The 14,358-nt window shown below is 66.9% G+C and carries 12 protein-coding genes; 7 read left to right on the forward strand and 5 right to left on the reverse strand.

Annotation, left to right across the window (positions count from 1 at the left end):
- Window positions 1–103: 103 nt before the first annotated feature.
- Window positions 104–733, reverse strand: coding sequence for an XRE family transcriptional regulator (locus WDB86_RS18845; protein WP_339110122.1), 630 nt, complete (start codon window positions 731–733; stop codon window positions 104–106).
- Window positions 734–913: 180 nt separating this feature from the next.
- Between WDB86_RS18845 and WDB86_RS18850 the strand changes: the two genes are divergently transcribed.
- Genes WDB86_RS18850 through WDB86_RS18860 form a run of 3 tightly spaced genes read left to right on the forward strand, consistent with a single transcriptional unit; the run spans window position 914 to window position 4,145 of the window.
- Window positions 914–1,873 carry a dihydrodipicolinate synthase family protein gene (locus WDB86_RS18850; RefSeq protein ID WP_341485529.1) on the forward strand — a complete coding sequence of 320 codons (960 nt, stop codon included), beginning with the start codon at window positions 914–916 and terminating at the stop codon, window positions 1,871–1,873.
- The gene (locus tag WDB86_RS18855; protein WP_341485530.1) at window positions 1,864–2,871 is read left to right on the forward strand and encodes a proline racemase family protein; all 1,008 of its coding nucleotides are present in this window, start codon (window positions 1,864–1,866) and stop codon (window positions 2,869–2,871) included. The genes WDB86_RS18850 and WDB86_RS18855 overlap by 10 nt, the downstream gene beginning before the upstream one ends.
- Window positions 2,872–2,876: 5 nt before the next feature.
- Window positions 2,877–4,145 carry an FAD-dependent oxidoreductase gene (locus WDB86_RS18860; protein WP_341485531.1) on the forward strand — a complete coding sequence of 423 codons (1,269 nt, stop codon included), beginning with the start codon at window positions 2,877–2,879 and terminating at the stop codon, window positions 4,143–4,145.
- Window positions 4,146–4,269: 124 nt separating this feature from the next.
- Here WDB86_RS18860 and WDB86_RS18865 read toward each other — a convergent pair whose 3' ends face one another.
- The 4 genes from WDB86_RS18865 to WDB86_RS18880 all read right to left on the reverse strand — a co-directional run bounded on the left by WDB86_RS18865 (window position 4,270) and on the right by WDB86_RS18880 (window position 9,590).
- Window positions 4,270–6,072 carry an acyl-CoA dehydrogenase gene (locus WDB86_RS18865; protein ID WP_341485532.1) on the reverse strand — a complete coding sequence of 601 codons (1,803 nt, stop codon included), beginning with the start codon at window positions 6,070–6,072 and terminating at the stop codon, window positions 4,270–4,272.
- Window positions 6,073–6,177: 105 nt separating this feature from the next.
- The gene (locus WDB86_RS18870; protein ID WP_341485533.1) at window positions 6,178–7,098 is read right to left on the reverse strand and encodes an FAD-binding protein; all 921 of its coding nucleotides are present in this window, start codon (window positions 7,096–7,098) and stop codon (window positions 6,178–6,180) included.
- Window positions 7,098–7,844: an electron transfer flavoprotein subunit beta/FixA family protein gene (locus WDB86_RS18875; protein WP_341485534.1), complete on the reverse strand. Its 747-nt coding sequence runs from the start codon at window positions 7,842–7,844 to the stop codon at window positions 7,098–7,100. Before WDB86_RS18875 ends, WDB86_RS18870 begins: the two co-directional genes overlap by 1 nt.
- A gap of 63 nt (window positions 7,845–7,907) precedes the next feature.
- Window positions 7,908–9,590, reverse strand: coding sequence for an acyl-CoA synthetase (locus WDB86_RS18880; RefSeq protein ID WP_341485535.1), 1,683 nt, complete (start codon window positions 9,588–9,590; stop codon window positions 7,908–7,910).
- 174 nt (window positions 9,591–9,764) lie between these two features.
- On the opposite strand from WDB86_RS18880, the gene WDB86_RS18885 reads away from it, so the two are divergent.
- The 4 genes from WDB86_RS18885 to WDB86_RS18900 all read left to right on the forward strand — a co-directional run bounded on the left by WDB86_RS18885 (window position 9,765) and on the right by WDB86_RS18900 (window position 14,340).
- A complete protein-coding gene (locus WDB86_RS18885; protein ID WP_341485536.1) occupies window positions 9,765–11,648 on the forward strand; it encodes an ATP-binding protein in 1,884 nt (627 codons plus the stop codon).
- Window positions 11,645–12,349: a response regulator transcription factor gene (locus WDB86_RS18890; RefSeq protein ID WP_341485537.1), complete on the forward strand. Its 705-nt coding sequence runs from the start codon at window positions 11,645–11,647 to the stop codon at window positions 12,347–12,349. The genes WDB86_RS18885 and WDB86_RS18890 overlap by 4 nt, the downstream gene beginning before the upstream one ends.
- A 173-nt stretch (window positions 12,350–12,522) precedes the next feature.
- Window positions 12,523–13,908, forward strand: a complete 1,386-nt coding sequence (locus WDB86_RS18895; RefSeq protein WP_341485538.1) for a PLP-dependent aminotransferase family protein — start codon at window positions 12,523–12,525, stop codon at window positions 13,906–13,908.
- A gap of 255 nt (window positions 13,909–14,163) precedes the next feature.
- Window positions 14,164–14,340, forward strand: coding sequence for a hypothetical protein (locus WDB86_RS18900; protein ID WP_341485539.1), 177 nt, complete (start codon window positions 14,164–14,166; stop codon window positions 14,338–14,340).
- Window positions 14,341–14,358 lie beyond the last annotated feature (18 nt).

Here is a 14,358-nt window from a genome sequence, read left to right on the forward strand (position 1 = left end):
AGGGTCTCCTTGCCGGTCACCGCGACAGGCGGCGCCTCATCATGTTCAAGCGCCTGTGCGGGCGCGCAATCGGGGTGGGGTTTGGGGGGCTCGGCGGGCGGGATCAGACATCGATATAGGTGCAGGCCCAGAACACCTTGGTTTCGCCATCCTCCAGCGCGCGCAGCCCGTGCCGCATCGTGCTGTCGAAATAGGCGCAATCGCCGGGTTCCAGGACCACGGGGGCGTAATGTTCGACATACAGCTCGACCCGCCCGCTCAGCACAAACAGCGTCTCCTCGCCATTATGCGCCTCCAGATCGGCAAGGGTCAGCGGCGCGCGCCGTTCGACCCGCGTCACAAGCGGAATGATCTTCTTTTCCGACAAGGCGTTACACAGCACCTCATATTCGAAATTGGTGGTGCGCACCTTGCGCCCCTGCCCCGCCTTGGTCACTGTCATGCGGGTGGTGGGGCTGATCTCCTCCCCCGAGGAAAACAGCCGCTCCATCCCGATCCCGTAGGCGCGCGCGATCCGCACGAGGTTCTCGTAGCTGGGCGAGACGCGGCCATTCTCGATCTTGTGGATGGTCGACAGCGCCAGACCGGTGCGCTGTGCAGCGGCCTCCAGCGTGTAGCCGCATTCCTGCCGGACCGCCTTCATCCGCGCCCCCAGATCGCTGCGCAGCTGCTGGCGCTCCTGTTCCCAGCTTTCCTCGGGCATGGCCGGAGGGGATTTTTCTATTTCGGTCATATTTTTCTTTTCTTACCAATTATGGTTGTTTAAGCATATTCCTGACGCGGGAACAACCGCGTTCTTCGGCCCTGCGCCCGTTTCTGCCACCTCACCACCCTCCCCCAAAGCTGCCAAAGGCCCCGTACAAACACCGCACAGACCCCGTACAAACACCGCACCACAGATAGAGAGAGCCCCATGAACACAGACGTCTTCTTCGGCACCCTTCCCGCGCTGCTGACCCCCTGCACCCCCGACCGCAAACCCGATTTCGACGCGCTGGTGCGCAGGGCGCAGGAGGTGATGGCGGCGGGCATGTCGGGCGTGGTCTATTGCGGCTCCTGCGGGGACTGGCCGCTTCTGAGCGAGGCGGAGCGGATGGAGGGCGTCGCGCGTCTGACCCGCGCGGGTGTGCCGGTCATCGTCGGCACCGGCGCGGTCAACACCAATTCCGCCGTGACACTGGCCGCCCATGCGCAGAAGGTGGGCGCGGCCGGTCTGATGGTGATCCCGCGCCTGCTGTCGCGTGGCCAGTCGGTCGCGGCGCAGCGCAACCATTTCAAGGCCGTCCTCGCGGCGGCCCCCGATCTGCCCGCGATCATCTATAACAGCCCCTATTACGGCTATAGCACCAAGGCCGACCTGTTCTTCGCGCTGCGCGCCGAGCATAAAAACCTGATCGGGTTCAAGGAGTTCGGCGGCAAGGCCGATCTGTCCTATGCGGCGGAACATATCACCCATCAGGAGGCGGATGTGCTGCTGATGGTGGGGGTGGATACCGAGGTCTATCACGGCATCGTCAAGGCGGGCGCTGTTGGCGCGATCACCGGTATAGGCACGATTTTCCCGCAAGAGGTGCTGTTGCAGGTGGCGCTGTCGAAGAAAGCCGCCGCGGGCTGCCCCGAGGCGGATCTGCGCGCGCGCGAGCTGGAAAACGCGCTGTCGGTTCTTGCGGCCTTCGACGAGGGTGTGGATCTGGTGCTCTATTTCAAACATCTCATGGTGCTCAAAGGCCATGAGGAATACCGCCTGAACATCAACCGGACCGATGTGCTTTCGCCCTCGCAGGCCAGCTTCTGCGAAGAGCAGTTCCACCGGTTCACCCGCTGGTTCGGCGCATGGGTCACACAGGGCGGGGTGATTGCCGAATGCATGTGATCGACAGCCATACGGTGGGCGAGCCCACGCGGGTGATCCTTGCGGGCGGGCCGGATCTTGGAACCGGCCCGCTGGGCGAACGCGCGGCCCGGCTGGCCCGGCAGCATCGGGGCTTTCTGGAGGGCGTGATCGGCGAGCCGCGCGGGCAGGTGGCGATGGTCTGCGCGCTGCTGGTCGAACCGGTCGATCCAAGCTGCGTGACGGGCGTGATCTATTTCGATGCCGATGCGGTTCTGGGCATGTGCGGGCATGGCACGATCGGGCTGGCGGTGACGCTGGCGCATCTGGGCCGGATCGGGCCGGGACGCCACCGCATCGAGACGCCTGCGGGGGTGGTCACGGTCGTGCTGCACGATGCCCATACCGTGACGCTCACCAATATCGAAAGCCGCCGCGTGGCGCGCGATGTCAGCGTCGAGATCGCGGGTTACGGCACGGTTTCGGGCCATGTCGCCTATGGCGGCAACTGGTTCTATATCGTCGATCCCTCGCCCGAGCCGGTGCGCCCCGACAATCTCCGCGCGCTGACCGATCTGGGCGTGGCGCTGCGCGAGACACTCAATGCGCAGGCGGGCAATGCGCAGGTGGGCAATGCGCAGGCGGGCAATGGCTGGGTGATCGACCATGTGATCCTGCACGGGCCGTCCGACAGGCCGGGCCTGCATAGCCGCAATTTCGTGCTCTGCCCCGATGGGGCCTATGACCGCTCGCCCTGCGGCACGGGGTCCTCGGCGCGGCTGGCCTGTCTGGCCGCCGATGGCCTTCTGGCGGCGGGGCAGGAGATCGTGCAGGAAAGCGTGATCGGCAGCCCCTACCGGCTGTCCTACCAGTGGGGGCCTACGGGCGGGGTGATCCCCTCGATCACCGGTCAGGCCTTCATCATGGCCGAGACGAGGCTGGTCTTCGATCCCGCCGATCCTTTCGTGAACGGCATCCCCTCTTTCCATTCGCGGTCCGGCCCTGCTGGCGCGCCGCGCCCCGCACAGACCGGAGCATAGGCCCTATGGCAGACAGCAATACGACCGATATCACCGTCATCGGCGCGGGGATCGTGGGCATCACCTCGGCGCTGGAGCTGGCGCGCGCGGGGTTTCGGGTGACGGTGCTGGACCGCAAGGGCGTGGCCGCCGAGACCTCGCGCGGGAATGCCGGTGCCTTCGCCTTTGCCGATATCGAGCCGCTGGCCACGCCCGGTATCCTGCGCAAGGCGCCGAAATGGCTGCTGGACCCGCTGGGGCCTTTGTCGATGCCGCCCGCCTATGCCATGCGGATGCTGCCGTGGATGTGGAAATTCTGGCGCGCCAGCTCTGCCCGCAACTATGCGGCGGGGGTGGCGGCGCAAAGCGCGATGATGCAGCATTCGCGCGCCGCGCTGGAGCGGCTGGTCCCGCGGGTCGGCGGCGAGGCGATGCTGCGCCGCGAGGGCCAGTTGCAGCTTTACGCGACCGAGGCCGAGTTCCGCGCCAGCCAGCCCAACTGGGCCGAGAAAGAACGCCACGGCATCCGCTGCACCTATCTGCACAGCCCCGCCGAGATTGCCGAGATCCAGCCCGGCCTGAACCCCTGCTTCACCCGCGCGGGCTTCACCCCCGACTGGGTCAACGTGACCGACCCTGCCCTGTGGACCGAGCATCTGGCGCAGGCCCTGCGCGGGCTCGGCGGCCGGATCGAGCGGGCCGAGGTGCGCCGCCTGCGCCCGACCGAGACGGGGGTCGAGATCACCACCGATCGCGGCCCCCGCCATGCCGCGCAGGTGGTGCTGGCGGCGGGCGCGTGGTCGCACAGGCTTGCCAGACATCTGGGCGATCACCTGCCGCTGGAAACCGAGCGCGGCTATAACACCACCTTCCCCACCGCGACAGTCGATCTGCGCACCCATGTCACCTTCCCGATGCACGGCTTCGTGGTGACGAAAATCGGCAATGGCCTGCGGGTGGGCGGGGCGGTCGAGCTGGGCGGGCTGGACCTGCCGCCCGATTACAGACGCGCCAGGACCCTGCTGCAAAAGGCGATGACCTTCCTGCCGGGGCTACAGGGCACGGGCGGCACCGAATGGATGGGCTACCGCCCCTCGCTGCCCGACAGCCTGCCCGCCATCGGACATGCGCGCGCCACGCACCGCGTGATCTATGCCTTCGGCCACGGCCATCTGGGCCTGACCCAATCGGCAGGCACCGCCGAGCTGGTCTGCGCCTTGGCGCAAGGCGCGCGCCCGCAGATCGACCTCACCCCCTTCTCCCCCGCCCGCTTCACGGCGCGCGGGGGGCGATAGGCGGGCAGGGTCAAAGGGTAGGCCCGCACCCGATACCGGCATCGCGGGGCGTGCGGCCCCGCCACGGCGCGCCACGGCGTTCCCGTCAGCGCGAGATCCGGATCTGGCCCATATCTGGCCTGTATCAGGCGCCGATCGCGAAATCCTCCGGCTCCAGCGCAAGGATGCTGGCGGCCCCGTCCTCGACCATCCTGCGCAGGGCGCGCGCCATCGGGAAACATTGCGCCATATAGAAATCGGCCATCGCCAGTTTCGCGCGGGCGTGGGCTGTCTGCCGCCCCGCCGCCAGCCGCTTGGCCGCGTGATAGGCCGCATCGCCCATCGCCCACGCCCCCAGACACAGGCCGAACAGCTCCAGCACCGCGCAGGCCGAGGCCTGCGGTTCCTGCCCGTTCTGGCCGATGATCCATTGCGTCACCTCCTCGACCAGCGCCGCCGCCTCGTTGACCTGCGCCGCGAGGCGGGCCCAATCGGGGCCACCCGGAGCCGCCTGTTCCGGATTTGCCCGTTCCAGACGCGCCGCCGAGGCCCGCATATCGGCCACCAGCGCAAAGGCCGCAGCCCCCTTGTCCAGCGCGATCTTGCGCCCGACCAGATCCAGCGCCTGAATCCCCGTGGTGCCTTCGTAGATCGAGGTGATACGGGCATCGCGCAGATGCTGGGCGGCTCCGGTTTCCTCGATATAGCCCATCCCGCCATGCACCTGCACCCCCAGCGAGGCGGTGCTCAGCGACAGCTCGGTCGACCATGCCTTGACCACGGGGATCAGCAGATCCACCCGCTGCTGGTGCCAGTGCTGCTGGCGGGCATCGTCACTATGGCGGGCAAGATCCAGCGAGCGCGCGGCGCGATAGGCCAGCACCCGCGCCGCCTCGGTGCGCGCGCGCATCAGCCCCAGCATCCGGCGGATATCGGGATGGCTGATGATCGCGGTGCTGCTGGCCCCCTGCGGAACCCGCCCCTGACGGCGTTCCAGCGCAAAGGCCACCGCGCCCTGCGTGGCATGTTCGGCAATGCCCACCCCCTGCAGCCCCACCCCCAGACGCGCATTGTTCATCATGGCAAACATGTAATGCAGCCCCTGATTGGGGGCCCCCACCAGATAGCCTATGGCCCCGCCCGCGTCACCGAAGGACATCGTGGCGGTCGGGCTGGCATGGATGCCCATCTTGTGCTCCAGCGAGACGCAGCGCAGGTCATTGGCCGCCCCCAGCGTGCCGTCGGCATTGACCAGCCGCTTGGGCACGATGAACATCGAAATCCCCTTGGTGCCCGCCGGCGCATCGGGCAGGCGTGCCAGCACGAGATGAATGATATTCTCGGTCATGTCATGCGCGCCATAGGTGATGAAGATCTTCTGCCCCGACACCCTGTAATGATCGCCCTCGGGCACCGCCCGCGTGCGGATCGCGCCCAGATCGGAGCCCGCCTGCGGCTCGGTCAGGTTCATCGTGCCGCTCCACTGGCCGCTGACCAGCTTGGGCAGATAGAGCGCCTTTTGCGCCTGCGAGGCATAGAGGTCGATCGCCTCCACCGCGCCCTGTGTCAGCATCGAGCAGAGCTGGAAGGCGGTATTGGCACCGGAGAACATCTCCTGCACCGCCGAATTGACCAGCGCCGGCAGGCCCATCCCGCCGCAGTCGCGGGCCACGGGCGCGTTCCAGCCCATCTCGCACATGCTGTGATAGGCCTCGGCCCAGCCCTCGGGCAGGGTGACCCTGCCCTGATCGAAGCCCAGTCCGGCACGGTCTCCGGCGGCATTCAGCGGGGCCAGCACCTCGCCTGCGAATTTGCCCGCCTCCTGCAGGATGGCGCGGGCGGTTTCGGGGTCGAGATCGGCAAAGGCGGGCAGTCGGGTGATGTCGTCAAGGCCGCAAAGCTCTTCCAGCACGAACATCATGTCCTCGATCGGGGCGGTATAGGTCATCAGGCTCTCTTCGGATAAGGGGTAAGAAAACACCGCCCCCCCAGACAATGCCGCATCCGGTGCCACAGAGGCTTTGGCCGGAGAGGCTCGGGGGACGGGACAGGGTCAAAGGGCGTCGGTCAGTTCGGGCACGGCCTGAAACAGATCCGCGACCAGCCCGTAATCGGCCACCTGAAAGATCGGGGCGTCCTCATCCTTGTTGATCGCCACGATCACCTTGGACTCCTTCATCCCCGCCAGATGCTGGATCGCCCCCGAAATCCCGATGGCGATATAGAGATCGGGGGCCACGACCTTGCCCGTCTGGCCCACTTGCAGGTCATTGGGCGCAAAGCCCGAATCCACCGCCGCCCGCGAGGCCCCCAATGCCGCGCCCAGCTTGTCGGCCAGCGCGCCGATCAGCGCGAAATCGCTTTCCGAGCCGATCCCGCGCCCGCCCGACACCACGATTTTCGCCGAGGTCAGCTCGGGGCGTTCACTGGCAAGGACGCGGTCCTCCACTGGCTGCGACAGCCCCAGATCGCCCGGCCCCGCCACGGCCCTTACCGGCGCGCTTGCCCCCGTGGGCGCAGGCGCGAAGGCCGTGCCGCGCAGCGTCAGCACCTTGAGCGCCTCCTGCGAGCGCACCGTCTGCAGCGCGTTTCCGGCATAGACGGGGCGGCGGAAGGTTTGGGCATCGAGGATCTCGACCACATCGGGGATGATCATCACATCCAGCAGCCCCGCCAGTCGCGGCAGGATATTGCGCCCATAGGCCGTCGCGGGGGCCAGAATATGGCTGTAGCCCGTGGCCAGCCCCGCAAGGAGGGCGGCGATATTCTCGGCGCTGCCCTGCGCATAGGCGGCATCGCCGGCCTGCAGGACCTGCGCCACCCCCGTCAGGCACGCGGCGGTCTGCGCCGCTTCGTCCGGCCCGCAGACCAGCAGATCGACCGCGCCCAGTTCCTGCGCCGCCGTGACCGCCTTGGCCGTTGCATCAAGGGCCAGCGCCTGACCCTGCATTTCCGCCATGACCAGAACCGCCATCAGACCAGCCCCCCTTCTTTCAGTTTCTCCAGCAGCTCGGCCACCGAGCCCACCTTCCGCCCTGCCGCGCGGGCGGCGGGTTCGTCGGTTGCCAGCACCTGCAGGCGCGGGTCGGCAGGCACGCCGAACGTGGCAAAGTCCCGCTCGGCCAGAGGTTTCTTCTTGGCCTTCATGATATTGGGCAGCGAGGCATAGCGCGGCGCGTTGAGCCGCAGATCGGTGGTGACCACGGCAGGCAGCGGCACCGACAGCACCTGCAAACCGCCATCCACCTCGCGGGTGACCTGCGCGACACCGTCCACAATGCGCAGCTCGGAGGCAAAACAGGCCTGCCCCCAGCCCAGCCGCGCGGCCAGCATCTGGCCCGTCGCGCTCATGTCATCGTCAATCGCCTGTTTGCCCGCGATCACCAGCCGCACCTCTTCCTCCTGCGCCAGCCGCGCCAGCACCTTGGCAATCGCCAGCGGCTCGAGCGGGGCGTCATGGCGCACCAGAATCCCGCGATCGGCGCCCATTGCCAGCGCCGTGCGGATCACCTCTGCCGCCCTCGCCTCGCCGATCGAGACAACGACCACCTCATGGGCCACGCCCTGTTCCCTCAGCCGGATCGCCTCCTCGACGGCGATCTCGTCGAACGGGTTCATCGACATTTTCACATTGGCCAGATCCACGCCCGACCCGTCGGGGCTGACCCGCGGCTTGACGTTGTAATCGATGACCCGTTTGATCGGCACCAAAACCTTCATTCTTCAATCCTTAAGCAAATTCTGGCCTTACGCAAATTTCGGCCTCACCCAATTCTGGCCTGTTCAAGCGGTCGTGCCGCTGAGATCCTGCGTTGCCGCAGCACTGCCGTCCCCCTGTTCGGGATGGCGGGCGCGCTCGCGCAGCACGAATTTCTGGATCTTGCCGGTCGAGGTCTTCGGCAGCGGGCCGAAGATCACCGCCTTGGGCGCTTTGAAATGCGCCATGCGCTCGCGGCAGAAGGCGATGATCTCGGCGGCACTGGCGGTCTCGCCCGCGCGCAGATCGACAAAGGCGCAAGGGGTCTCGCCCCATGTCTCGTCGGGGCGCGCCACAACGGCGGCTTCCAGAATGGCGGGATGTTTATACAGCACATCCTCCACCTCGATCGACGAGATATTCTCGCCGCCCGAGATGATGATATCCTTCGAGCGGTCCTTCAGCTCGATATAGCCATCGCCATGCAGAACCCCCAGATCGCCCGAGGCAAACCACCCCCCGCGCAGGCTTTTCTGCGTGGCCGAGGGGTTTTTCAGATAGCCCTTCATCACCACATTGCCGCGCATGAACACCTCGCCCAGCGTGGTGCCATCGGCGGGCACGGGGACCATCGTGTCGGGATTGGCCACCATCAGATCGCCCAGCCCCAGATTGCGCACCCCCTGCCGCGCCTTCTTGGTGGCGCGCTGGTCGGGCGGCAGCGCGTTCCAGTCATCCTTCCATGCACAGACGACCGAGGGCCCGTAGGTTTCGGTCAGCCCGTAGACATGGGTGACTGCGATCCCCATCGCCTCCATTTTCTCCAGCACGGCGGCAGGCGGCGAGGCCCCTGCCGTCATCGCCTTGACCTCGTGGTCGAACGCCTGCAGCGCGGCAGGGGCATTGGCCAGCATGTTCAGGATGATCGGCGCGCAGCAGAAATGGCTGACCTTCTCGTCGCGGATCAGCTGGAAGATCGGCTCGGCGCGGACATGGCGCAGGCAGATGCAGACCCCCGCATTGGCGGCAATCGCCCAAGGGAAACACCAGCCGTTGCAATGGAACATCGGCAGCGTCCACAGATAGCGCGCATGATGGGGCATGCCCCATGTCATGATCTGCGAGATCGCGTTCAGATAGGCCCCGCGATGGTGATAGACCACGCCCTTCGGGTTGCCGGTCGTGCCCGAGGTATAGTTGAGCGAGATCGCATCCCATTCCTCGGCCGGCCCCGCCCAGTCAAAGGCCGGATCGCCCTCGGCCAGCAGATCGGCATAGGTCAGCGCCCCGATCCTGTGCCCGCCCTCGAAACTGGCATCCTCGATATCGACGACCAGCAGATCGGTCAGGCCCGACATATGGATGGCCCGCGCGACCAGCTCGGAAAATTCGGGATCGACCAGCACCACCTTGGCCTCGGCATGGGCCAGCGTGAAGGCAATGGCCTCGGCATCGAGACGGGTGTTGATGGTGTTGAGCACCGCGCCCGCCATCGGCACGGCGAAATGGGCCTCGAACATCTCGGGGATATTGGCGGCAATGATCGAGACGGTGTCGTTCTTGCCGATGCCGCGCTGCACAAGCGCCGAGGCCACCGCCCGCATCCGGGCGTAGCTCTCGCCCCAAGTCAGACGGAGATCGCCATGAATGATGGCGGGAAACTCCGGATAGATATGCGCGGTGCGCGCAACGAAACTCAATGGGCTCAAGGCTTCGAAATTTGCCGCGCCCCGCTCCAGAGATGCGTCATAAATGCTGTGCAGATCCAAAATTTCCTCCCTCGGGTCCTCCGGTGCCGCTCCCTGCACACGGTGCCTCGCGCCAGCAGGACATAGAAATCTTCCGCAAATTTGCCCCAAATGTAACGAATTGTGACGCGGCTCTGAATCCGCTTGGAGTTGCGCGCGATTTTGGCAATCATGGCGGCGGGGAGAAGGGGCAGAATGGGCAAGGCACAGGCATATCCGCAAGGCGAGGGCCGGATCGGGCAGGCGATCGCGACCTTTGGCACCGATCACCGGATGATCTGGTGCAATGCGGCTTTCGCGCGTCTCTATCGCGCCCACGGGGCGGCGCCCGATCTGGCGCAGGTGCTGGACGGGCCTCTGTTCGGGGCGGTGCCCGAGGCGATGGGCGGCGGGCTGTACCGCCTGCCCGAGCTGGAATTGCAGCTCGACGATATGGGCGGGGCCGGAACCATCGTGACCTGCCGCCAGATCCGCCCGCCCGCACAGGACCCCGGCGCGCTGCAACGGTTGATCGAAACCCGCACCCGCCAGTTGATCGCCAGCGAGGAACGGCTGCGCATCATCGCCAATGAGGTGCCCGCAGGCATTGCCCATATCGACGAGGATCTGACGATCCTCTATGCCAACCGCCGCTTTGCCCGCGCCTACGGGCTGACCCCCGAAACGATGATCGGGCGCAATACCCGCGATGTGCTGCATTGCAACACGATGGAGCAATCGGCGCGGTTTTTCGAACAGGCGCGGCGCGGTATGGTGGTGGATTTCGAGATGCGCGTCGAATTGCCCGGCGCGCGGTTCAAGGATGTGCGCACCCTGCTGCGCCCTGCCAGACCGTCAAGCGGGGAGGTGATCGGCTTCTATCTGGTGTCGATCGATGTGACGCGGCGCAAGGAAACGATGAACGCGCTCATGCGGTCGCAGAAGATGGATGCGCTTGGCCGGATGGCCAGCGGGATCTCGCATGATTTCAACAACCTGCTGACCATCATTCTGGGCAATCTGGTGCCCTTGTCCGAGCAGCTCGGGCAAAGCCCGCTGCGCGAGGAATTCCTGCGCCCCGCCATTTCCGCCGCACGGCGCGGCTCGGACCTGACGCGGCGGCTGGTGTCGCTGGCGCGCCGCGAGGAGCTGGACCCGCTGGCCACCGATATCGGCGAGGCCACGCAGGAGATCTGCGCGCTCTTACGCTCGTCCATTCCCTCGACACTGACGCTGGAGCTGCTGCACGACCCTGTGCTGCCGGCCGCGCTGGTGGACCGTTCGCAACTGGAGATGGCGCTGTTGAACCTTGCGCTGAATGCGCGGGACGCCACCGGCGGGCGCGGCACGATCCGCATCTGCCTGTCGGCCCATGACCTGCCCGCCGAAGAGGCGGAGGTCTCGCGCATTCCCGCCGGTCGCTATCTGCGCATCCTGTTCGAGGATGATGGCTGCGGCATCCGTCCCGAGATCCTCGAACGGATCTTCGAGCCCTTCTTCACCTCGAAACAGGGCGGGGCCGGATCGGGGCTGGGCCTGTCGATGGTCTATGGTTTCGTGCAGCAGTCGAATGGCACGATCCATGTCGATAGCCGCCCCGGCATCGGCACCAGCTTCACCATCCTGCTGCCCAGTGTGGACCTGTCGCCCGCCCCGCCCCGCGCCCGTTCGGCCCCCCCTCCCGCGCGCCCGCCCTTCCCGCCCGCCGCGCAGACCGCGCCCCCGCGCCACGGCGTGACGCTGATTGTCGAGGATGATGCCGATCTGCGCCACCTGCTCTGCCGCAGGCTGGCCCATGCGGGCCATGCGGTCATCGATGCCGCCTCCTCGCAGGAGGCGCTCGCGCTGATCGGACAGATCGAGGACATCCGCGCCGTGATTTCCGATATCGACATGCCCGGCACCATGACCGGCCTTGATCTGGCCGTGCATCTGCGCCGCCATCGCCCCGATCTTCCGGTCACACTGATGAGCGGCAAGCCCAAGCCGCTGCAGCCCTGGCCCGAGCATGTGGGCTTTGTGCAAAAGCCCTTCGATCCGGCGATCCTGCTGGACCGCCTTCCCTCTCCCTGGCCTCTGGAAAGCGACGCTGCACCATGACCCATGTGTTCCTTCTCGAAGATGATGCCGATATCCGCCAGACCATCCAGCGCTCGTTGCAGGCGGACGGGTTCGAGGTGCAGTGCTTCTCCCATCGCGCCGAATTCCTGCGCGCCATGAAAAGCGGGGCCCCCGATCTGTGCCTGATCGATCTGGGCCTGCCCGACGGGGACGGGCTGAGCCTTCTGGGCTCGGCCAGCCTGCCGCGCTCGGTGCCGCGTATCGTGGTCAGCGGGCGCGGCGGGGCCGAGGACCGCATCCTCGGGCTGGAAATCGGCGCAGATGACTACATCGTCAAGCCGTTCGAGCCGCGCGAGCTGACCGCCCGCATCCATGCGGTCCTGCGCCGCAGCGACCAGCAGCGCGCCGCGCGGCCCGACACGCAGCGCCCCGTTGTGCGCTTTGGCGCATGGACCGCCGATTTCGATGCCTGCGCGCTGCGCCACGAGGATGGCGAGGTGCTGCAACTGTCCTCGGCAGAGGCCGATCTGCTACAGGTTTTCGTGCGCTCGGCGGGGCGGGTGCTGACCCGCAACCAGCTTCTGGATGCCGCCGCCACCCGCGGCGACGACCCGTTCGACCGCGCGATGGATGCACGGGTCTCGCGGTTGCGTCGCAAATTGCGCGACGACCCGCGCGCGCCGCAGATCATCCGCACCGTCTATGGCGCGGGCTATGTGTTCGTGCCCAAGGTCAGCTGACCGCCGCCCGAAGCCGGACAACCGGCACCCCGCTCCGGCAGGGCGCAAAGCGGCATGAGACAGGTGCGGGGCGGGCACGGGAAAGGCGCGGGACAGGTGCGGGGCGGGGGCAGACAATTCTCCCTTCAATCGCGGGGCGCTTTGGACTAGGCATCTTGCGACAGGAGTGCAAGATGACCGACTGGACCCCCAAGCCGAATGACAGCGGCAAGCCGCATTACCTTGCCATCGCCGATGCCATCGGGGCGGATATCGCCGCGGGCCGCCTCAAGGCGGGGGACCGTCTGCCGCCGCAGCGCCGCCTTGCCGCAGCGCTGGGGATCGATTTCACCACCGTCTCGCGGGCCTATACCGAGGCGCAGGCGCGGGGGCTGGTGACCAGCCATGTGGGGCGCGGCAGCTTTGTCAGCGACCCCCCCGCCGCCCTCCCCGCCGCGCCGCTTGCGGACCCTGCGCGCCGTGCCGCCGAAGACCTGTCGATGAATATGCCGCCCGAGCCGACGGACCCGGATCTGCTGGCCGGAATGCAGGCGGGGCTTATGGCGGTGTCGGGCCAACTGGTCGACCTGCTGCGCTATCAATCCCCCATCGGCACCGAGCCCGACCGCCTTGCCGCCCGAAGCTGGCTGGCGCCGCGCGGCCTGGATGTGGCGCTCGAGCGGATTGCGGTTACACCGGGGGCGCATGCGACAATGGCGGCGGTGCTGTCGATGCTCTGCAAGGCCGGAGACCATGTGCTGTGCGAACAGGTCACCTATCCCGGCATCCGCAATATCGCGGCGCGGTTCGGGGTGACGCTGGTCGGGCTGCAGACCGATGCCCGCGGCGTGGTGCCGGAGGCGCTGCAGGCGGCCATTCGCCGCCATCGGCCCAAGGCGCTCTATCTCAACCCGACATTGCACAACCCGACCACGCTGACCCTGCCCGCCGAGCGCCGCGCGGCGCTGGCGGCGATTTTGCGCGCCGAGGGGCTGGCGCTGATCGAGGATGATGCCTATGGCTTCGTGCCCGCCGAGGCGCCCGCCCCGCTGGCGCAGCAGATCCCGGAGCTGACATGGTATATCGGCGGGCTGTCGAAATGCCTCGGGGCGGGGCTGCGGCTGGCCTTTACCGTCACGCCGGATGCGCGCGCCACCCACCGGCTGACACAGGCGATCCGCGCGCTATCGGTCATGCCCGCGCCGCTCTCGCTGGCCCTGACGACGCGCTGGATCGAGCAGGGCACCGCCGAGGCGCTGCGTCAGGCGCTGCGCAACGAGACCGCCGCCCGTCAGGCCATTGCGCGGCGCGCGCTGGAGGGTTGCGACTATGCCACCGCCACGTCTGCGTTCCATATCTGGCTGCAGCTGCCGCAGGGGCTGGGGCTGGGGCGGGCGGATGTGATCGCGCGGATGGCGGGGCAACCGCTGGGGCTGATGCCATCGGATGCCTTCACCGTGGGGGCCGTCCCGCAGGACAGGCTGCGCGTCTCGTTGGGGGGCTCGATCTCGCGCGCGCAGCTCCAGACAGCGCTGTGCCATCTGGGCCACGCGCTTTCGGCGCAGGGCTATATGGGCTGAGCGGCCCTTGCGGGCGGCAAGGCCCTGCAATGCGGTGCCTGTGCAGTCAATGTGCATACAATAGCGGGGCCGATACACCGGCCAAAGGCCTGATTCCGCCTTATATCGCTGTATTTTTCCTAAGGAAGGGAATCGCCTTGCCCCAGCCTTTGCGCATTTGTAGGATCGTGACGACTCGTGAATTCATACAATACCCATACAATCCGCAAGCACGTCCGCGCCACGCGGCCTTGCTCCGGCAGAAGGAGAGCGACAATGATCTGGGTTCCCATCCTGTTTGGTGTGTTCAAATTTGGCGCGCTCGGGGCCACGATCTTCCTGTCCATCAAATCGCATCGTGATGGCGAGGAGGAAGAGCGTCAGAAAAAGGAAGCGGCGGCCCGATCCGAGGCCTCGCTCCCGAACGCATCCTCCAACGTGCAGGGCCCCTGAGATCGCGCGCCGGAGCGG

It is taken from the genome of Thioclava sp. GXIMD4215, from assembly GCF_045291555.1.
GTDB lineage: Bacteria > Pseudomonadota > Alphaproteobacteria > Rhodobacterales > Rhodobacteraceae > Thioclava > Thioclava litoralis.

What these genes read in the sequence shown, in the direction of transcription:
- WDB86_RS18855 (WP_341485530.1), top strand. Translation starts at nt 1,864, where the DNA reads ATGCATGTGATCGACAGCCATACGGTGGGCGAGCCCACGCGGGTGATC.
- WDB86_RS18860 (WP_341485531.1), top strand. Translation starts at nt 2,877, where the DNA reads ATGGCAGACAGCAATACGACCGATATCACCGTCATCGGCGCGGGGATC.
- WDB86_RS18865 (WP_341485532.1), bottom strand. Translation starts at nt 6,072, where the DNA reads ATGACCTATACCGCCCCGATCGAGGACATGATGTTCGTGCTGGAAGAG.
- WDB86_RS18845 (WP_339110122.1), bottom strand. Translation starts at nt 733, where the DNA reads ATGACCGAAATAGAAAAATCCCCTCCGGCCATGCCCGAGGAAAGCTGG.
- WDB86_RS18875 (WP_341485534.1), bottom strand. Translation starts at nt 7,844, where the DNA reads ATGAAGGTTTTGGTGCCGATCAAACGGGTCATCGATTACAACGTCAAG.
- WDB86_RS18885 (WP_341485536.1), top strand. Translation starts at nt 9,765, where the DNA reads ATGGGCAAGGCACAGGCATATCCGCAAGGCGAGGGCCGGATCGGGCAG.
- WDB86_RS18890 (WP_341485537.1), top strand. Translation starts at nt 11,645, where the DNA reads ATGACCCATGTGTTCCTTCTCGAAGATGATGCCGATATCCGCCAGACC.
- WDB86_RS18850 (WP_341485529.1), top strand. Translation starts at nt 914, where the DNA reads ATGAACACAGACGTCTTCTTCGGCACCCTTCCCGCGCTGCTGACCCCC.
- WDB86_RS18900 (WP_341485539.1), top strand. Translation starts at nt 14,164, where the DNA reads ATGATCTGGGTTCCCATCCTGTTTGGTGTGTTCAAATTTGGCGCGCTC.
- WDB86_RS18895 (WP_341485538.1), top strand. Translation starts at nt 12,523, where the DNA reads ATGACCGACTGGACCCCCAAGCCGAATGACAGCGGCAAGCCGCATTAC.
- WDB86_RS18870 (WP_341485533.1), bottom strand. Translation starts at nt 7,098, where the DNA reads ATGGCGGTTCTGGTCATGGCGGAAATGCAGGGTCAGGCGCTGGCCCTT.